The sequence below is a fragment of the Burkholderia reimsis genome (genome assembly GCF_003294055.1).
GTDB classification, from domain to species: Bacteria; Pseudomonadota; Gammaproteobacteria; order Burkholderiales; family Burkholderiaceae; genus Burkholderia; species Burkholderia cepacia.
The window spans coordinates 60,569-80,989 of sequence record NZ_QMFZ01000031.1; the positions used below are offsets into that span (position 1 = coordinate 60,569).

Consider the following 20,421-nt stretch of genomic DNA (forward strand, 5'->3'; position numbering starts at 1 on the left):
CGACCTCCGTGTGTCTCGACGGAACGCGCCGGTCGCGCGGGTTCCCTTCCCGTCACGCCGGGCGCCGCTCCGCGCAGTGTTGCGCCTGCCCGAGCGTCGAAAAACGGCCGGCAATGATGGTGTCCATGTCGATCCCTCCTGCCCGGCAAAGTACCGGGTCGGGCCGCGCGCACGCGGCGCGCGACCGGCCCGGTGCTTTGCCGGTGCGTCACGTTGCTTCCGGCGGATCTGCCGCCTGTCGAGTACGCCGCTCACGCCGCCGACGTCGTACGCCGCAGTTCGTCGGATACGCTGCCCGTCAGTTCGGCCACACGATGGCGAACCTGCACGTCGATAGCGCCGGATGCCCGGGCTCCCTGCCGCTACCGGTCACGCGGGTTCCGATCGTGCCCGGCATCCGGCGCGACATCGGCGATCACGCTCGCCAGCGTCGGCATGTCCACCGGCTTGCACAGATACGCGTCGAAACCGGCGGCCATCACGCGGTGCCGGTCGGCATTGCCGGCGTGCGCCGTGACCGCGACGACGGGCAGACGCCCGCTGCCACCCGGCAAATGACGGATGCGGTCGAGCAGCCAGAAACCGTCGCCGTCCGCCATCGCGAGATCCGACAGCACGACGTTCGGCGCATCCTGTTCCACCACTTCGAGTGCGTCGTGCCCCGATTGCGCGGTCGACACCTGCGCGCCCATCGTTTCGAGTGCCGCGGCGAGGCTCGCGCGCGAGGTCGCGTCGTCGTCGACGACGAGCACGCGCCGGCCGTCGAGCGCCACCGTATCCGGCGTGCCGGCCGCGTGCAGCAGGTCCTCGGCAGGATCGTCGGCATCCCACCGGGCCGGCAGCGTGACCGTGACGGTCGTCCCGCGCCCGGTGCCCGCGCTCGTCGCGACGACCTCGCCCCCGTGCAGTTGCGCGATGTTGCGCACGATCGACAGGCCGAGCCCGAGGCCGCGCCTCGGCGATGCGAACGCGCGTTCGGGCCGGCTGAACGTCTCGAACAGGTGTGGCAGGTATTCCGGCGCAATGCCTTGGCCCGTGTCGGCGACCGACAGCCGCACGCGCTCGCCGGCCCGGGTCAGCGACACGACGACGCGGCCGCCGGACGGCGTGAACTTGATCGCGTTCGACAGCAGGTTCGACAGGATCTGGCGCACGCGCTCGCGATCCGCCGGAATCACGCAGGTCGCCATTTCGTATTTCGTCGACAGGTCGAGCCCGTTCGCCTGCGCCGTCGCGTCGAGTTCCCGCATGGCATCGCGCACGATCCGCACGAGATCGACCGGCACACGCTCGAGGCGCAACCGGCCCGTCGCGAGCGACGACGCGTCGAGCAGGTCGGCCACCATGTGCGACAGCGACCGCGCGCTGCGATCGATCGCGTCGACCGCCTGTTGCGCGAGCCCTTCGCCGTCGACGTTGCGCAGGACCTCGACCCAGCCGTAGATCACGTTCAGCGGCGTGCGCAGTTCGTGCGACACCGTGGCGAGCAGTTCGTCCTTCAGCCGGTTCGACGCGTCCGCCTGTGCGCGTGCGTCGCGCGCGCCGCGCAGCGAGCGCATGTTGCGCCGCTCGCCGCGGCGCCGTTCGTGCGCGTCGCGCAGCGTCATCGACAGCCCCGTGCAGTCGCCCCGCGCATCGACGATCGGCGATGCGGCGAAAGTCGCACGAAAGCGGCCGCCGTCGCGTCGTACGCACAGCACGTCGAGCGGACCGACCGGCGCACGTAGCGTCGCGAACGATCCGGACAGCGGATGCCGCCTCAACCAGCGCGGCGCGATCAGCTCGGCAACGTCGAGCCCGGTGGCCTGCGCCGCATCGATGCCGAAGATCCGTCGCGCGGCCGGGTTCCAGCTCGTGATCCGGTGTGCGGTATCGACGCCGACGATCGCGTCGGGCGACGCGTCGACCACCCGGCGCAGCAGGACGTCGTCGGGTACGGGCACGCGCGCGGCCGGCGAAGGCTCGCCATGCGGCTCGCGGGCACCGGCGTCGCCATCGTCATGGATTTCGCGGAGACGATCGCTCGCGAGCAGCGGTTTCACGGCCATCACGAGCACGCACTCGACGAAGCTGATCGCGACGAACGCGCCGGCCTGTTCGAGCAGCGTGGCCAGCGGCGCATTGCGCCACCAGAGCGCGCAGATCACGGCCACACTCGCGGCGGCCGCGACCAGGCCGCCGCCGAACGACGCCAGCCATGCGACGGCCGCAACGCCTGCATAGAAAGGCAGCGGCGCAAATGGCGCGTGCTCGCCGACGACGCGAACCGTCCACGCCTGCAGCGCGGACGCCAGCCCGACGGCCAGCACAACCCATGCACCCTGCCGTAACAGCTCACGGGTCAGGGTTCTCATTGCATCCTTGCCTCGCGCCGGCTCCCGTCGCACGGCGTCATGCCGCTTGTCGACCGACCTGCCGTCGAGCGTGCCGGGCGAGCCTGATGGCATCAGCAAGCGACATGCCCGATGCGTTGCTTCAGGCGGCCGGCCGGCGCCAGCCTGCCTGGCTGCTCCGCAGGCCGCGGCCGGTCGGGCGCCGGCCGGTATCGGGGTACGCATCGACGCAAGGCGTCGCGACCGTCTTTTTCATCGGAGCGCTGTAAAAAAGCACCGATGTACCCCTCGATCCCGGAAGGGCCGCAATTCGTGCCGTGAATCGATGGCCTGTTTCTTCCGCCCCCGCCGCACACATTGGAAATTTCTATTCCGAGGCACCTTCGTGGTCGTTTCGCTGTCGATGATAAATATTGCAATCAACGGAACGGGTGATGCCGATTTTCAAAACGACCCGCTAATGCCGATGGGAGATACCGCAAACCGTTCGAAGCAGCGTGCAGACGGCCGCCGTTTGTCGGGCCGCTCGTCCGCGATGCGCACGCTGCTCGGCCGCATCGAGAAAATTGCGCCGACCCGCGCCAGCGTGATGATTGCCGGCGAAAGCGGGGTCGGCAAGGATATCGTCGCGCGCCGGCTGCACGATCTCAGTGCCCGGCGGGACGGCCCGTTCGTGCCCGTGAACTGCGGCGCGATTCCGCCCGATATCGCGGAATCGCAATTGTTCGGGCACGAAAAGGGCAGCTTTACCGGCGCGATCGCGCAGCGGGAAGGTTTCTTCGAAGCCGCGCGCGGCGGCACGCTGCTGCTCGACGAGATCGCGGAAATGCCCGTGTCGCTGCAGGTGAAGCTGCTGCGGGCGCTCGAATCGAATGCGATCGTCCGGGTGGGCGGCACCGAGCCGATTCCACTCGACGTGCGCATCGTGTCGGCCACGCGCCACAACCCGGCCGAAGCCGTGCGCGACGGCCGGCTGCGCGAGGACCTGTTCTATCGCCTCGCCGCGTTCGCGTTGTACGTGCCGCCGCTGCGCCAGCGCGACAGCGACATCGAGACGATCGCGCTGGAGTTCGTCGACGCGCTCAACGCGCGGCACCGCGCGCACAAGCGGCTGACCGACGCGGCGATCGCGGCACTGCGCGCGTATTCGTGGCCCGGCAACGTCCGCGAGCTGCACAACACGATCGAGCGCGCGTACATCCTGTCGGACGAAGGCATCGACGTCACGCTGCCGAAGCCGGCGGTGCCGCCCGAGCGTCTGTCGGAGGACACGATGGCGCTGCCGCTCGGCGCGACGCTGCACCATGCGCAGCAGCGCTTCATCGCGGCGACGCTGCGCCACTTCGACGGCAACAAGCCGCGCGCCGCGAAAGCGCTCGGCATCAGCCTGAAAACGCTCTACAACCGGCTCGCGCTGATGCGCGACAACGGCCGCTCCTGAGCGGCGCGGCCGTATCGCCCGCGCACCGCATGCCGCGGCTGCGCGTGGCGCAACATGATTACGCGACCTTGAACCGCCCGACCGTGGTCGCGAGCGCGTTCGCCTGCGACTGCAGCGCGGTCGCGGCGGCGGTCGACTGTTCGACGAGCGCCGCGTTCTGCTGCACCATTTCGTCGAGCTGCGTCACGGCGCGATTCACTTCCTGGATGCCGCGCGTCTGCTCGTTCGCCGCGTGCGTGATCTCCGAGATGATCGTCGTCACGTTCGCCACGTTGGAGACGATCTCGCGCATCGTATCGCCGGCCTGACGCACCTGCCCGGACCCGGCCGACACGCTCGCGACCGTCGATTCGACCAGTACCTTCACTTCGCGCGCGGCCTGCGCGCTGCGCTGTGCGAGGCTGCGCACTTCCTGGGCGACCACCGCGAAGCCGCGGCCCTGCTCGCCCGCGCGCGCCGCTTCGACGGCCGCGTTCAGCGCGAGGATGTTGGTCTGGAACGCGATCCCGTCGATCACGCCGATGATGTCGCCGATCCGGCCCGACGCTTCCTCGATCTTCTCCATCGTCGCGACGACGTCCGACACCACCACACCGCCGTGCGACGCGATCCGCGACGCGGCTGCCGCGCGTTCGTCGGCCTGGCCGGCGGCCGCCGCCGACTGGCCGACGGTCGCGGTGATCTCTTCCATCGATGCGGCCGTTTCCTCGAGGCTCGCCGCCGCCGATTCCGTGCGCGACGACAGGTCCTGGTTGCCCGCCGCGATCTCGTTCGCGGCCGTGCGCACCGATTCGCTCGCATCGCGGATCTCGCGCATCACGTCGTTCAGCTTGTCGACGAAGCTGTTGAACGAGCGTGCGATGTCGGCCACTTCGTCACGGCCGTCGGCCGGCAGGCGCTGCGTCAGGTCGCCGGCGCCCGAGCCGATCGCGGCCATCGCCTGGCGCACTTGCGACAGGCGGCGGAACGCGGTCGCGGTGATCGCGCCAATGATCAGCGACGCGACGCCGACGATCACGAGCAGCGTGATCAGCGAAGCGGTCAGCAGCGAGCGCATCCCGGCCGTCGCCTCGTTCTTGTCGAGCAGCACCAGCGCGTACCAGTCGGTACCCGGCACGGGGCGCGCGCGCACCAGCTTCGCGTCGCCGCCGACGCTCACCTCGACCGGCGCCGTCGCGGCCGCGATCGTCGCGCCGTTCGTCGCGCCGAGTTCGGGCGACACGTCGGCGACCGGCTTCAGCGTGAGCTTCGGGTCCGGGTGCGCGACCACGTGGCCGCTGCTGTCGATCAACATCCCGAAGCTCGCGGGCGTCGGGTGGATCGACTTCACGTTCGCGATCACGGTGTCCATCGCGACGTCGGCGGCGACGACGCCCTTCAGCGTGCCGTCGCGCAGGATCGGCACCGCGAACGTGACGACGAGGTTGCCCGTGCCGGCATCGACGTAAGGCGGCGTGACGACCGGCTTGCCGGCCTGCGCGGCCTGCTTGTACCACGGGCGGCCGGTCGGATCGTAGTCGGGCGGGATGCCGGTCGGGTCGGAGAAGTGGAACGCCTTGTCGGCGTAGCCCGCGTAGACGTTCGTGAAGCCGCCGGCCGTGGCCATCTGCTTGAACACCGGCAGCGGATCGGGCGTCAGCGCGGCATCCTGCAGCGACGCGATCATCCGGCTCCGGGTGGCGACCCAGTCGGCGATCCCGACCACGTGTCCGCTTGCGACGGAGGTCAGGTTGCGGTCGATCGCGTCGTCGTTGTACGAGCGCGCGATGAAGTAGTTGATGAGCGTGGTGGCGACGAGCGCGAATACGACGATGGCGACGCACGCGGTGAGGATGCGGGCGCGGATGGACGAGAACATGGCAACGACTCGGTAAGGGAGCGCGAACGCCCGGTGGACGAATTCACCGGGTAAACGGCAATCGCGCCGCTTACTTGAGGCTGCTGTGACAATTCAGTGAAACGTCTGACAAAACGCATTGCCGATCGTCAGCGGATCGTCGGCGAATCGTCAGGATGGGTGCACCGTCCTGCGCCGTGCGCGCACGCTGCCGGGACGCGTCGACGGTACCTGCTGGCGTGGGCAGGAGGAGCCGGAAAGGAGGTTGAGACAGGCCGGTTCCCGGTCGACGGATGCACGCGTGTCGACTGGAACCCGGCCGTGGCGCGGCGACGGATCGCGCCCCGCGCTGTCACCAGTCGCGGCGCACGCCCGTCACAGGCGATGGCCCGGACGCGGATCGGCTTCCGCGGGCGGCCCGTCGGCCCGCGTGTCGTTGTCGAGTTCGTCCTGCCGGCGCATCCGTTCGCGCAGGTGCCGGATCGCGAACACGTGGATGTAATCGTGCACCCGCGCGTCGGACGACAATACGCGCACTTCGTCGTCGAGCATCGCACGCAACTGATCCGCGCCGATCGCACGCTGTTTGGCGGCTTCCTTGAGTGAATCGAGCAAACTGTCCTTGGACATCGACGGACTCCTGACGGTCGAGGAACGAAAAGAAGAAGGTACTGGAAGCTTAAAGACTGAACGGCCGCGCGGCGTGCGATGCGCCGGCGCGTGTTTGCGCGCGATCAACGGCACGTTGCGTGCCGCCGCGCCGATCCGTCCCCGAACCGGCCGCGCAAGATTCGCGGCGCAAACGGCCCGCGAACGAGACTGGAAACCTGCCACGCCACCCCGGGGCGCGGCACCGGCCGGCGGGCGAACGATGGGACGCTGCTCGACGCCGATGCATTCGCGAACTTAGACCGGCCGAAATCATGCGTCAAGCGCGCTCCGCCACGCGCCGGCCATTCGTCGGAACGAACGGGCCGGATTGTCGCCCGGACGGCCGATCGGGCGCCCCGCGTGTCAGCGGATTCCGATACGCGCCGCGCAATCCCTGACAGCGACTTCAGCGCACGCTGCTTGGCAGGGTACTGGCGCCCCACGATACTGGTGACATGGACGAAACGTTCATACAGGTCATCGCTCAGCCGGCCGTCGAGCCGGCATGCGGGGCCTGGCGCAGGAGACCAACCATGGCACATCGCAACTTACCGGGCCGGGACGGCCAACGGCGCGCGTCGGGCAACACGCGCGCCCTGCCCGCCCGGGCCGTGCCGACCGGCAACCGTCCGTCGAGCAACACGCGCGCCCTGCCCGCCCGGGCCGTGCCGGCCGGCAACCGTCCGTCGGACGATATCGACACCTTGCTTGCGCTCGCTCGCGAAGCCGGGTTGCTCGTCACGCTCGACGGGCAGATCGGCCGCGAAAAGTACCAGAGCGTCGCGGGCTCGGTTCTCGCGCTGCAACGGTTCGCCGCGGCACTGTGCGCACGGGCCGCACCCGACGCGCCGGCTGCGGTCGAGGCACGCCGCAAGGCGCGCCCCGGCTGGCCGCATGCGAATCGCCTGCGCAACCGTACATGCAGCATTTGCGCGCCGCTGCACGTCGCGCGCCAGCGCCCGCGGGTACGCCGCGGCGCAGGCCGGCGACACGACTTGCGGTCGATGCTTCGCACCGGCTGAGCGGGCAAGCGGCCGGCACGGGGCCGTGGAATGGCTGCTCACCGCGCAACGTCGGCAGCGCCTGCCGCACGCCGTGCCTTTACGACGACGGCGCGGCGCCGGTGAGCCTGCCGCGACCTTACCGATCCGCATCGGCGCGACCGTGCGCCATCACGCATCACCACGCGCCGTTCCACACGGTCGCAATGACAACGATTCCTGCGGGGAATGCACTTCAGACGGGGCCAACGACAACACCAATGCGGAAAGCGGACGGGGTGACATGCACCCCGCCCGTCCTCCAAGGCAGCCGACGGCTGCCTACCCTCGTGCCAGAGAGTTCTCGGCCGGATGACGCGCCGTGCATCGCACGTCGCGGCTCCGGAAAATGATGTGACGCCTGTGAACGCACCGTCGATCACGGCCTTCGACGCTCGCGCGGCTGCGCGGTGCATGCACGACAGACCGGCCGCGTGGCCGGTTGTTCCGTCAATGTCTCACGCGATACTTGCGCCATTTCTGATGCAGATCAAACCAGGCCGGTTTCGATCTCGACGCCGCGCGATTTACTCGGTACCGCGCACGAGCAGCACGGGCACCTGGGCGAGATGCGCCACGCGACGCGCGACGCTGCCGATCAGCCAGGCGGCGATGCCGCGCCGGCCGTGCGTGCCGACCACCAGCAGTTCGGCACGCCAGTGCACGGCGTCGCGCATCAGTGCGTGGGCCACGTCGTCGCTGGTCGGGCGGGTTTCGACGATACTGCGCTTGGTCGGGTTCCCGGTCGCATGGAACAGCGGGCCGATCTTCGCGAGAGCATCCTCGCCCTCCGCGCGATAGGCATCCTCGAGCGCGCGCACCGGCACGATATCCGTCAGACGAACCGCGCGATCGATCACGTATGCCGCGTACAGCAACGTTGTCGGCGTCGCGAAGCCGAGCCCGACGCGCACCGCGTGCAGCGACGGCTCACTGCCGTCGACCGCGAACATCAGCCGCTGCAGGCCGCCATTCGACGGCAGCGCATAGGCGGCCGGCACGATCAGCAGCGCGCAGCGCGCGCGTGTCGTCAGCGTGTCCGACATCGCGCCTTCGACGAGCCGCAGCAGCCCGTGATGCGGATTCGCGCCGACTATCAGCACGTCCGCGCGCCATTCCGACGTGTCGTTCACCAGTGCATCGGCCACCGAGCCGCCCGTCACCGACGTATCGACGATGGCCTGCTCGACCTCGATCCCGCTATCGGCGAACAGCGCGGCGATCCGCTCGTTGACGGCTTGCGCTTCGCGCATCATGTCCTCGCGCGCGGACGTCAGCAGCGCGTCGATGCGCGGGATGTCGGGCAATACGAGGCGGGGGTTGTCGATTGCGCAGACGATGCGCAATCGCATGCCGGGACGCAGCAGCGTGCGCGCATAGCGTGCGGCGGACAGCGATTCGGGCGTCGGATCGACGGCCAGCGCGATCCGCGCAAGCGTCGGGATGGGCTGGGCAGGCTGCATGGCGAAGGCCTCCGTGCGTGCGCGTCGTCGCGGAACGACGACGGGAGCTTCGCGCGGAAGCGGCGCGCGGCGGCCGGATGGCCGCCACGGTCGCGGGGATCGGCGGGTTGCCACGCGAAGCGCGGACAAGCGATGCGTTCAGCATAGAACGTCCGGCCCGCGCGTGCATGATCGCGATCAAGGGTCGCACGGGCTCCTGCCCGCGCCGCTTACGACTTCGTCGGCACCGATGCCGCCGGACGGTTCGCGTAGAACAGCGCGTACGCGATGCCGAGCAGCACGATCCACACCGGCCCGATCACGAGCGCGACGCGCGTGTCGGGCGTGAACGCCATCAGCACGACGACCAGCACGAGAAAACCCAGTGCGACGAACGAACCGAGCGGATAGAACGGCACGCGGATCGGCAGGCGCGCGATCCTGTCGGCCGACAGCGTGCGGCGAAAGCGCATCTGTGCGATCAGGATCACGCACCACGTCCAGATCGCGCCGAACGTCGACACCGACGTGAGCCACGTGAACACGTGCTGCGGCGCGAGATAGTTGAGCAGCACGCCGATCAGCAGCAGCGCGACCGAGACGATCACGCCGTACACCGGCACGCCGTTGCGGTTGACCTTGCCGAGCTTGCCCGGTGCCTGGCCCTGCTGCGCGAGGTTGTAGAGCATCCGCGCGGTGCTGAACAGGCCGCTGTTGCACGACGACAGCGCCGCGGTCAGCACGACGAAGTTGATGATGCCGGCGGCAGCCGGGATGCCGAGCCGCGAGAACGTCATCACGAACGGGCTGCCCTGCGTGCCGATCTGGTCCCACGGATAAAGCGACATGATCACGAACAGCGCGCCGATGTAGAAAATCAGCACGCGCCAGAACACCGAGTTCACGGCCTTCGTCAGCGACTTCTCCGGGTTGCGCGCCTCGCCTGCCGTGAGACCGAGCATCTCGACGCCCAGATACGCGAACATCACGATCGGCAGCGCGGCGATCACACCGTTGATGCCGTTCGGCATGAAACCGCCGTGCGCCCACAGGTTCGACAGGCCGATCGTGACACCGCCGTTGCCGATGCCGAACGCGATCATCAATCCGCCGCCGATGATCATCAGCACGATCGTGACGATCTTGATCAGCGCGAACCAGAACTCGAATTCACCGTACAGCTTGACCGCGATGAAGTTCACCGAGCCCATCGCCATGAGCGCCGCGAGCGCCCAGATCCAGTTCGGCACGGAGGGGAACCACATGTGCATGTAGACGCCGACCGCGGTGATTTCCGCCATGCAGGTGACTATCCACACGAACCAGTAGGTCCAGCCGGTGAGGTAGCCAGCCAGCGGCCCGAGGTAGTCGCGCGCGTAGCGGCTGAACGCGCCGGCGACGGGATTGGCGATCGCCATCTCGCCGAGTGCGCGCATGATCAGGAAAATCGCGATGCCGCCCAGCAGGTAGGTCAGCAGGATGGCCGGGCCGGCGACGCGGATCGCGGTGGCCGAGCCGAGGAACAGGCCGACGCCGATCGTCGCGCCGAGCGCCATCAGGTTGATGTGCCGCTCTTCCAGCCCACGGTGCAACTGGTCTTCTGGTTGTTTCAAGTCCGTCTCCTGGCAGCCGTGAACGGGCCGCCGTCATTGTCGATATCAATGCGCGACCGTTCATGCCGAACCCGGCATGCCGAAAACGAAATAATCTCCGCTGTCGTTTTCCGAATAAGAAACGACACGGATGCTGCGTCAATCCGATGGGAATCGCCGCGGATTATCCGTATCTTCCGGAACAATCCGGAAAACGGATCGGGCCTTTCACGGAATACGCCCGTGCGGCCCGTGTGACGCGGCTGAGCGCGTAACGGACGGCACCGGGATCAATCGCTTTCGGCGCGAACGAATACGCGTCGAATGTGCGCGATCATGCGCACGCAATATGCAGGCGGGATTATATGGAGGATCAGTGGTTTCACGCCAGTCGATTTTCGTGGAAATCGTGGCGGGTTCCGACTCGCGTGATCGCGACGGCCCATGTCCGTCTGGATCAGTTCGTGGCAAACGCAGGCTCTTAAGGAACCGTTGCGGACTTCACTCATTCGACGTTGCCAGACCACCGTACACCGCGTCCTTCCGCAGGAGATACTGATCTAGTCCGGGAAAGCCAATCCGCTGCCGAACGGAGAATCCGTGTCGCAAATAGAGCGGAAGATTTCGTACCTCGCCAGTCTCAAGGAATACATTCTTGTCTGGTTCGATATCTTGGAGATATGCCAGCGTAGTCCGTAGGAGCGATGCGCCAATTCCGTGACCCTGCATCAGTGGAGAAACGGCGATGAATTCAATCCGACTGCAGTCGTGACATGAGAGTTTTGACTCTACGACCCTCCGGAGCAAGTCAATTCTGTGCAAGGATCGCTTGCCACAACCAGATGCGATCTGATGCCCTAGTTCTGCAAGGCTGGATGTATTTTCCGTAGTTGAACCCGGCGTAAAATAGCTGACGGCAACCAGTGCATCCCGCACCCATACACCGAGAACGGGAAGCGAAGCGTCGTGATGATATTGCAAGTAGCTTCTGAGGTAATTCGTCCGGCGGGCATCGAATCCCGGGGTTTGAGCAGACAGACACCATGCAAGCGTTGGATCACGCGAGAACGCTGCGTCAATCAATGCGATTGATGACTCAAGAAACTGACGGGATAGCGGCACTACTTTCGATTCGGTGGGATACATGATCGAGTCGGTGAACGTTTCTTGCATCGGGAATACAACGACACGCGAGTTGACATTAGCACGGAGTTGAACGTCACAACATCGACCGTCAACCGCGTTCGATCTACCTCACACGTCCACCGACATGACGTGCTGCGACGGAATGAGTAACGGCGGCGCCGGACACTTGCAAACGCACAGATCATCACTCAGCGCTACGCGGCGACCATCTGGCCCGGTCATCGGAATTCGCGGGCCGATGCATTTGATCTTGCCGATCGTCTTGCATACCGGGCAGAACACATCGTCATCCTCATGCGCGATGTGCCTGCCGTCGAGCGCGAACGGCGTAGCCTTAGCTTGTACCGTTCCGGCCACCGTCGTATGATCGCCGTCGAAAATCATGTATCTCGTCATGATCGTTAGCCGTGTTGTATTGCTCGTCAGGTATCGTACCCAACTGGCTCTGTTCGATGACAGGCGGTGCTCATGCCTTTCTCGAACTGGCACCGACTTCCTGCTTACCGCGAGGACGAGCCAATAACCAACCTGCGGACCGAAACTCTACTCACGTCAATACCTCTTCAAAGCCTCTTCGAGTCTTTGACGGTATTTCGCAGGCACTCCATCATTACCGGTCAATAGCTCTTCAAGTATCATGCGCGCGTCAATTTTCTCGGTATTTACGTGCCCTTCCACCCACCTATCAAACTTCCCATGAGCAGTAAATTTCCGAAAATAGCTAGCTTTAATCCCGAAAGCAACATTTGCAAGGAGCATTGGAATCCCCCAAGCTAACGTCAGCAAAGACGTTTGAGGTGTAATCGCATGCTTGAAAATGTTCCCCCGGTCAACACACGAGTCTAGGTTTCCAAGCGCCTCGATGAGCCAGTGTCGCTGCGGCCTTACACTCGCAACCATAATGCGATCAACAAGAAAATCCTGAAATCGCAAGTCTCTTTTTATAATTTCTGGGCAAATTCTCTCGCTTGCCCGATGAATTGCTCGAACGCTGGACAAGTTCTGTCCCGCAGCCTCGATAAAGCCATTGTCCTGAAGCGCGACGCACACCGTATTCAAGACAAACGAATCGCAAACACCGGAAATATTTTTCCTGACGATCGCTTCAATCTCACCAGTCATTCTTCCCCCGACGTCGAATATTCAACGCTACCCGTTCTGTTTCTCACTCGGCGACCAGTGCCAGTTTGTCGTACCCCAAGAACTGCCTTCGATCACCGGCATGGTTTCGCCCGCTTCGAAATAGCGACGGCTTCCAGCCTTAGCTGGTGTATGCCACCAACCCGCTTCCGGACATGCACTGCCGCCCCGCACACTTTGGCGGGCCGGTTCGCGATTTGCGGGCGGCGGAACTATCGTCGGCGGCTCAGGAATCGGCGGGGCATCGGGCAAATCGAAGCGTGCTACCCACTTGCGTGCGTTCTTCACATCCGCGCTCGGAAGGTCGGGAATGTAGGTATGCAGTGCGTCGGGTTTCGGATCGCGCAGGATGCGCAGGACACTGTTCACGAACACGTACGGCTCGGGCAAACCCTCTTCAGGAGCGCCAAGGCGCGGGAAGTCGCCCGCACGGATCATCACGCATGCATTGGCGCGCTCGATGTGAATATCGGGACGATCAAGCTTTTCTCGGATTACCGCCTCGCCACCCAAACGCTCGATGAACAGTTCGCCTAGGATCGTGAACCAGTTCACACCCTTGATGAAGCCCCACCGCCCGACCTTCGCACCGGGATGCAGATGATCATACGAGGCGGTTAGATCGTCTTTGGATTCACCTTCGTAGGACACCGGGTCGTACTCTTGTTTCTGCAGGTGCGCGGTACTGTCAATGTCTAACCCGCTGAAACGTTCCGCAAGTGCCCATTCTTGCGGCATATATCGGTGATAGCTATACGCAAGAACAGGCGCAAGCCCACCATAGCCACCACGCACTACGAGCTTGTTACACACATAACGCAGAAATTCCTCGTACTTCGCGACTCCTTCAGCGGTAGTGACCAAGTTCATCGGCACATTGAATTTCAAATACGATAAACCCGTCTCCCGTCCCTTAGGCACTCTCAATCGTCCGGTGGGCGAAACATAGTCCTCTTGAAGTGCCGTCCCGGTTAACACCCCGATATTGTATTCCGCCGCTGTATCTTGGTCGGTTGCACTGGAACGCAACACACTGACTTGCATATATGACGGTGTATCGGAAATTGCACGGCGAATCTTCTCAACACTCTTGGCATTTCGCGCCGTGAATTTTCCAAGGTCAGCATCCTTGCCTCCCTTCAGATGCTCGCCGAACATTTCATCAAAGCGGTCGAAGCAGTCGAGGATCGCCTGTCGCACCTCAGGCTGCGAACCACGCTCGAAGAACACCGTACCGATGACACCCGGCAACACACCCATCGAGTTGTCGGCAAGGCGCACGCTCAAATCTTCTTGATAGCGGGAAAGCGCCTGCAACGGCGTCAAGACAGGTTTCGGATCACTCAAAGTCATAATCGGGTCGTCTATTGATCAGTCGGGCATAAATTCAGTCAACTCGCAGCAAGCGCTGCTACTGCACTCCCACCGCCAAGCACTACGCCAAGCGCCGCAGCTAGCCCCGCAGCCGCTTCCGCACCAGCCGCGATAATCGCACACAGAGCAGCGAAAATCGCGATCAACTCAGGCAGCAACAGGATCACGATCGCGACGCCGACGACGATGGCGACCGCTATCGCGGCTCCTTTCAGCAGAGTCACGCCGACCTGAGCCCAATCGATATGAGTGAGCACGTCCCACGTCATATCGGTCATTTGCACAATTGCCTCCCATCCGGCCTTGAGTTGCGCAGCCGTGTAGCGGAATATTTCGTGCCCTTTCTCGTCAACCCATACCCAAGCGCTATGCGCCTTGTCAGCGACCCACTGACCCGCCGTAAACATCCACGCCGCATGCTGATGCAGGAACGCACTGGTTTCAGCAGACACGTATGAATATCCACGATGAACGGCATCCCAAACAGGGGCAACCGCATGTTCGACCTCTTCGCCGAACTCGTGCGCCTTTTGCCACCAGTCCTCATACCAGACATGGTGCGGGACAGCGGGGACGCTACGAATGGGCACTGTCTGCTGGTCCTTCTCATCGTTGGTTTTCGGCGCGGGAATAGGTGCAGGCTTAGGGATTTTCTGCAAGTCCCCATTGCAATCAGTCACATCGATCACGGTCATGCGATTTTTGAAGTCGCCGGAAATCGCCCGGTAAGCTTCCTCTTGCCCCGGTCCCCAGTTGTCACCCGGGAATTTGACTTCGACCAATCGCAACATATTGTTGGCATGATGCCCGCCTTCGCGATCGACAGTTCCACGCCCGGGCCAGAGAATCGCCTCGCTTTCCACAATGATCACATCGGGTCGCCGAAGAGCACCTACCTTCGCTCCGGGCGGAAACGGGTTCCGGCTTCGACGACGCTCTGTCCCGTGGGGTTTTTCATTACTCAAGAAGGGAATCGGAGCGGCAACGCCGCCTGTCGCGAAGAACGGCATCATGTCGAAGCTCACTTCAGCCTTGTACTTGAATAGCCACTTCCACTCGAACTCTTCCTCGACCATCATTGGCACACTCATCGCTGACTGCATGAGCAGCCGGTAGACGATCGAGCCATCGCGCAACCTGACGGGAACGTATTTCGCCGTTTTCAGCGCTTTCTCGACCTTTTCCCGCAAATATCCCTTGGTTCCCGGCGGTAAATATGCGTACTCAGGTACGCGCTCTTTGATCGTCTCGCACGCGCCTGCCGGTTGAAGTGATCCGCCCATTGCGTTCTCCTAGTATCGTTGGCGCTCACGTGCGCTCGTCAGGGTCAACCTTCAGGTAATCGGCCCAAATGTCAGGTTCCCCACCACCCGCATACTTCCACGGCTCCACGTCCTGCTTTTCCTGCTTGAACGCCTTGAGGCTCACGCTCTGTGCATTCGGCGTAAAGACCGGTACTGTCTCGCCAAGATCGTTCGTATGGCCGAGCACGGTCCGCCCTGATGGCAGCTTCAGTTCGTACGCGTGTCGAATCATCGGCGTGTCATCTGCTTCGTTCTTCAAGACGTATTGCGCCTGATACGACGGTTTGAACTGCGGCATCGTGTACGACTCGCTAACCGGCCCCGCGAAACTGAACGACGCGCCCTTGAAGTCAACGTTACCCGGTGCATGTATTGAGACGTTGCCGCCCTTGACGCGGATCGTTGCACCGCCGCAGTACAAGACAATCTCTTGATCCGCTGCGATTTCCATCCGTCCGGCCACCGACAGCAATTTCACAAGCTGCTGCGCGATCATTTCCAGATCACCAGCCTGCGCCTGTATCTCGACCTTGCCGTTACCCGCAACGGCCTTGATGCCCTGATTACGTGCGAACAGGCTCAGATGATTTACCGTAGCCGCATGCATCGATCCGCCCGCCGCGAAATATGAATCCTGGCCGCTGATCCAGTTCGCCTGTTGGTCGGCGCTCGCGTGTAGCGACTGATGTGTGGACAGGCCGATACCGGCCGGACTGCCGAGCAGCAACAGCGGCTCAGCGAATGAGTTGGCGTTACCCGTGCCACCGCCTGCCGTCCGACCTCCGGATGATTCGCCGGATGCCGCTTGCTTCGTTGCGTCGGTGAACGTCGTCAGCGCATCGACACCGAGTTTCAGGCTCTCGGCCTGATGCTGTTCACTTGCGTCCGAAATACTGCCGAGCAGGTCTTTTGAGCGTGTAAGCTGTTCACGCGCTTCGTCAACATCGAGTTGATCACTGTCACGCGACACGGGATGGGCGCTGATCGACACGCCCCGGCTGCCGCGCACAGATGCGTAATGGTCGGCGTGCAACAGCAATCCCGAACCGAGATATCGCCCGCGCGTGTTTCCGCTCTGCTGAATCAAGTATCCCTGCGCGATCGATGCGTAGCTGCTGCCCGTGTAGCTGACGAGCCGTGTACCGCCTTGGTTCGTGGCGTCGTCGTGGACGAACGAATTGAACGCGCCCGTACCGCCGAACCCCTGCGACTGGAATCCCGACAGCAGGACATTCGAATGCCATTGCGAAGGCGTCGTGCCGCCGTTGACGCGCCCCAAAATGAACGGCTTGTCGCAATCGTTTGCCCAGTAGGCGATTAAAACCCATTCACCGGCCCGTGGCACGTGCACCGAGCCGTAGCCGTTGCCCGTATCGGCCTGCATGGTCGATAGCAGCGGCGACGATGCGAAGGTGCCGTCCGGGTTCTTGCGGTCCCATGCGAAATGCACACGTACCTGGTTCCGCTCGTTCGTCCACGCTTCCGATCCTTGCTGCGTCACGACGATCGCATGCTCGATGGTCATGTTCGGCTTGGAATGCGCGAGCGGGCTGCGATATTCGACACTCGCCTCTTGTGCCTCAACCTCGATGACGAAAAACCCGGCCGTCCCGTCCTGCGGGTGCTCTGGTGTCTTGAAGCGCGTCCCCTGTGCTGCCTGCTGCTCGGCCAGCGTTGCGCGCAGACTGCGCGGATATTCCGTCGCCTGTTGACCAATCGACACGTTGTTTTCGATGAACCAACGCGCCTCAATGACGAGGAATTCCCGCTTCTTGGGATCGCTATCGGGGTGACGCGGATGATTGTCCAACGTGAATCGCGATCCGGCATCGAGCCATCGCAGACCGCCGACTCCGAAATAGCGACGCGCACGCGAATCCCACTCTTCAACACGACGACGGGCACGGCCTTCGCCGCTGTCTGAATCCGGATAGCCGTACGCCGTCGGCTGATAAATCGTCATCGGTGCAGCAGGGATGCTGCGCGATTCCGACTGCCGCCCGCCGTCCATTACATATGTCGTGGATTGCAGGGCACTTTCCGTCTGGAAATGGGATGTCGGGCGCTTATAGTCGAACGCACGCGACATATAACTCAGGCTCTGCATGGTCTGCATGACCGCCCACTGAGTGAACCCGTCCGCCTCGTGATCACTGTTCCCGCGATAATATTCGGCCGGTTTTGCTTCCGGCACCGACGATACGCGGTCCACGATAACAAGCGTTGTTTTCGGCGGCTCGCCTTCCTTCGTCGGTTCGTGGACCCAACGAAGATACATTCCCTCATCTTCGAGAAGGCGGTACACGAAATGAAGATCGGATTCGCTCTGACGGCACCATGAGCGCACCGCAGGTTCGCGCGTCAGGTCGAACCGGAACCGCCCTTGCAACTGCGAATAGCGGTTGAACACGTCGGAAATGATTTCACGCGCGTCTTTTTCGAGCCAGCCTTCATCGTTGTGGGTCTTGCTCAGGAAAATCAGCGCGGATGAAAATTCAAGCTGGTATGTTGAAACGCTACCGTCCCCGCCCAAATATCCAACCTGATGCACGAAACCGTGCACGGGTCGATAGACCGAATCTGCATACAGTGCCGTACGCTGTTGAATCCACAGGGTGACGGGCTGATGCATCAGCGACAGCAGCGCCGTATCGTCACGCAGCGACGCAACGTCGATTGTCCAATGGTAGTCACCGCCAATCCCGGACGATCCGCGTGCCCGCAGCGGGGTCAACGCGTTCTTGCCGAGTGGTGTATCCAGCATCAACAGCCGGTCGTGCTGCAACAACCCGCGATGAACGGCCTCGTACAGGTCGCGATTCTTCAAATCCCCGGGCGCGGGTCGTCTAAGCGCCATTTTTTGTCGTCCTTCTCTCAGGTTCGCTACCGTCAGCGGAACAACGCAAAGACAGTCAGCCGGCAGCGACGTCAGGTCGCTCGGGCACGATTGTAGTTAAAGACTGAGGAATATTTGCCGACTCGACACGCACTTACGCAGGGCCGCCGGAAGCGGCGCGCGCATGCATGCGTCACTCGACCTTGTCGGGAGGCATCGCAAATTGTTACCAAGCGTGCCAAAGGAGGTAAGGACTCCGTCCCTAAGGGATGGCATAACAATGGAGCCGGATCGATTTCCAGCGCTATCGCGATTCGTTCGACATGGTCGACCGATACGTTTCTTTTAACCTGATGGATAGAGGTCCGATCCAGCCCGGCGGCGAAACCAAACTCTTCTTGAGATAGCGCCCTTGCAACCCGCTGAACGCGAATGTCGTATGCCAATACATCTCGCAACCAGACGAGTTTGGCTTTCGGATTGGGACCTCTGAGCGCCGCAGGTCAGCTTACCGCCCACCCGAAATTGGGCACGCTTTCTTCGTCACGAACGGCCCCTCTGGGCGTCACTTCGACAGCGTCGCGCGCACCGTATATTCGCCTTCGAGCGCCCCGTGCTCGGGCCGCACGAAATAACGCGACGCATCGAGATCGGCCGGCATCGGCTCGACCGGGTAGCCGTGCTTTTCCCACGCATCGAGGCCGCCCTTCAGCGCCCGGATGTTGTGGATCATCTTCTTGCGCTGCATCTTCGCGATCAGGCGCTTCGCGGTGGCTTCGTTCGGGCACACGCAATAGACGACGATCGGCCGTTTCAGCAATTCGGGGTCGAGCAGGTCCGGCGAATCGAGATCGACCGGCACCGCGCCGGCGATCCGGTACGGTTCGCGCTCGCGGATCGCCTTCGGCCGCGCGTCGAAAATCAGCGGCGGCTCGTCCGACGTCATCATCTCGACGAGCTGCGGCGGCGAGATGCGCACCTGTGCGAGATAACGGCGGAACTGCACGCGGCGCACCCAGCGGTACAGCAGGAACGTGATGAAGATCGCGAGGAACGCGTCGAGGATCGTGCCGCCGCTCGCGCGCACCCACAGCACGAACTGGACGATCTGGTCGTGAATGGCCGCGCCGCCGACCAGCCAGAACGCGGCCCACAGCGACGCGCCGGCCAGATCCCAGAACAGGAATACGCCGACACCGATCGCGGTCGTGCCGAGCAGCGGCGCCGACACGAGGCCGAGGCCCGGCAGGAACTTGGACAGCACGAGCAGCGGCGCACCGTATCTTTCGAATACGTTACGCGCGAAACGCAGCGTGGTGTCGAGCGACAGCGAGAAGCGCACGAGGCCGTTCAGCAGGCGCCGGCCGCGCGTGCGGCCCATGAAGAACCACAGCGAATCAGCCAGCATCGTCGCGCCGATCGCCGCCGCGAACATGCTGACCCAGGATGCCTGCCCCATTGCCGCCATCGTGCCGCCGAGAATCAGCATCGGCACGGCCGGCACCGGCACGCCGAGCTGCGTGATCAACACGCTCGCGAACACGGCCCACGGGCCGAGCGACGATGGAATAGCGATGGGAAAGTGCCACACGGCGGCGCTCCTGGAAGACATGCGGCCGCGCGACGAGGGCCGTCGGACCGGCTGGGCAGCGGCCGCCGCGGCACGTCCGCGGCCAACCAGTGCATGACGGGCATTCTAAACGGGTTTGGCCGCGATCGCGCGGAACCCGCGCCTTCGGCGCGGGCTTCAGGAGGTTGCCGGCACCGCCGTCGCGCTCACGCGTCCGGGCGCTGCGCAAGCTGCGCGACGTATTCCGCGTAGTCGGGAAACGCGGCGGCCAGCGCGGCTGCGTCGGCCAGTTCGAATTCCGCGAACTCGAAACCCGGCGCCACCGTGCAGCCGACGAGCGCGACGTGCTCCGGCGCCGCGCAGCGCGCGCCGAACCAGCTCCCGGCCCGCACGACCGCCTGGAACACGGTGCCCGGATGCGTGAGCGGGTTGCCCAGCCGGTGGATCGTCAAGCCGTCGCGCTCGTCGAGCACCCATACCTCGATCGGATCGCCCGCATAGAAATGCCAGACTTCGTCGGAACGGATCCGATGCCACGACGAGTAAGCGCCGTCGCACAACAGGTAGTAGATCGCCGTCGACGCGGCGCGCGGCGCGCCGTCGGCAGGTCGCACGACCGAATCGGTCGCACGGTAGGTTTCGCGAAAATAGCCGCCCTCGGGGTGCGGCTGCAGGTCGAACTGGCGAATCAGGTCGGTAGCGGAAATCGGCATGG

15 protein-coding genes are annotated in these 20,421 nt (G+C 63.8%); 2 read left to right on the forward strand and 13 right to left on the reverse strand.

The annotated features are described in order from the left end of the window. Positions 1-362 precede the first annotated feature (362 nt). Positions 363-2,354: a hybrid sensor histidine kinase/response regulator gene (locus DPV79_RS29670; protein ID WP_113047165.1), complete on the reverse strand. Its 1,992-nt coding sequence runs from the start codon at positions 2,352-2,354 to the stop codon at positions 363-365. Positions 2,355-2,736: 382 nt separating this feature from the next. Between DPV79_RS29670 and DPV79_RS29675 the strand changes: the two genes are divergently transcribed. Next, positions 2,737-3,774, forward strand: a complete 1,038-nt coding sequence (locus tag DPV79_RS29675) for a sigma-54 interaction domain-containing protein (protein ID WP_059683847.1) — start codon at positions 2,737-2,739, stop codon at positions 3,772-3,774. 58 nt (positions 3,775-3,832) lie between these two features. Here DPV79_RS29675 and DPV79_RS29680 read toward each other — a convergent pair whose 3' ends face one another. Together DPV79_RS29680 and DPV79_RS29685 are read right to left on the reverse strand one after the other, a co-directional pair. Continuing rightward, the gene (locus tag DPV79_RS29680) at positions 3,833-5,632 is read right to left on the reverse strand and encodes a methyl-accepting chemotaxis protein (RefSeq protein ID WP_113047150.1); all 1,800 of its coding nucleotides are present in this window, start codon (positions 5,630-5,632) and stop codon (positions 3,833-3,835) included. Between the two features lie 354 nt (positions 5,633-5,986). Then, positions 5,987-6,241: a DUF3562 domain-containing protein gene (locus tag DPV79_RS29685; protein ID WP_059683489.1), complete on the reverse strand. Its 255-nt coding sequence runs from the start codon at positions 6,239-6,241 to the stop codon at positions 5,987-5,989. A gap of 554 nt (positions 6,242-6,795) precedes the next feature. Between DPV79_RS29685 and DPV79_RS29690 the strand changes: the two genes are divergently transcribed. Then, positions 6,796-7,284 (forward strand): hypothetical protein, encoded by a 489-nt coding sequence (locus DPV79_RS29690; protein ID WP_113047151.1) that lies wholly within the window; start codon positions 6,796-6,798, stop codon positions 7,282-7,284. A 545-nt stretch (positions 7,285-7,829) separates the two neighbouring features. Here DPV79_RS29690 and DPV79_RS29695 read toward each other — a convergent pair. The 10 genes from DPV79_RS29695 to DPV79_RS29745 form a co-directional block, all read right to left on the reverse strand. Further along, positions 7,830-8,765: a universal stress protein gene (locus DPV79_RS29695; protein WP_021159144.1), complete on the reverse strand. Its 936-nt coding sequence runs from the start codon at positions 8,763-8,765 to the stop codon at positions 7,830-7,832. A gap of 209 nt (positions 8,766-8,974) precedes the next feature. Continuing rightward, entirely contained in the window at positions 8,975-10,357 is a 1,383-nt protein-coding gene (locus DPV79_RS29700; protein ID WP_113047152.1) for an amino acid permease, read from the reverse strand. A 480-nt stretch (positions 10,358-10,837) separates the two neighbouring features. Next, the gene (locus tag DPV79_RS29710) at positions 10,838-11,482 is read right to left on the reverse strand and encodes a GNAT family N-acetyltransferase (RefSeq protein WP_165843590.1); all 645 of its coding nucleotides are present in this window, start codon (positions 11,480-11,482) and stop codon (positions 10,838-10,840) included. Positions 11,483-11,590: 108 nt separating this feature from the next. Then, entirely contained in the window at positions 11,591-11,878 is a 288-nt protein-coding gene (locus DPV79_RS29715; protein WP_048023022.1) for a PAAR domain-containing protein, read from the reverse strand. A gap of 156 nt (positions 11,879-12,034) precedes the next feature. Continuing rightward, positions 12,035-12,604, reverse strand: coding sequence for a hypothetical protein (locus tag DPV79_RS42285; RefSeq protein ID WP_133295742.1), 570 nt, complete (start codon positions 12,602-12,604; stop codon positions 12,035-12,037). A gap of 27 nt (positions 12,605-12,631) precedes the next feature. Continuing rightward, positions 12,632-13,975 (reverse strand): type VI immunity family protein, encoded by a 1,344-nt coding sequence (locus tag DPV79_RS29720; protein WP_113047154.1) that lies wholly within the window; start codon positions 13,973-13,975, stop codon positions 12,632-12,634. A gap of 38 nt (positions 13,976-14,013) precedes the next feature. Next, positions 14,014-15,279, reverse strand: coding sequence for a VRR-NUC domain-containing protein (locus DPV79_RS29725; RefSeq protein WP_113047155.1), 1,266 nt, complete (start codon positions 15,277-15,279; stop codon positions 14,014-14,016). A 25-nt stretch (positions 15,280-15,304) separates the two neighbouring features. Then, positions 15,305-18,157 (reverse strand): type VI secretion system Vgr family protein, encoded by a 2,853-nt coding sequence (locus DPV79_RS29730; RefSeq protein WP_113047156.1) that lies wholly within the window; start codon positions 18,155-18,157, stop codon positions 15,305-15,307. A gap of 544 nt (positions 18,158-18,701) precedes the next feature. Then, positions 18,702-19,727: a DedA family protein/thiosulfate sulfurtransferase GlpE gene (locus tag DPV79_RS29740; protein WP_021159151.1), complete on the reverse strand. Its 1,026-nt coding sequence runs from the start codon at positions 19,725-19,727 to the stop codon at positions 18,702-18,704. A gap of 185 nt (positions 19,728-19,912) precedes the next feature. Beyond that, complete coding sequence (locus DPV79_RS29745) at positions 19,913-20,419, reverse strand: cupin domain-containing protein (RefSeq protein ID WP_048023031.1); 507 nt, start codon at positions 20,417-20,419, stop codon at positions 19,913-19,915. Positions 20,420-20,421: the final 2 nt, after the last annotated feature.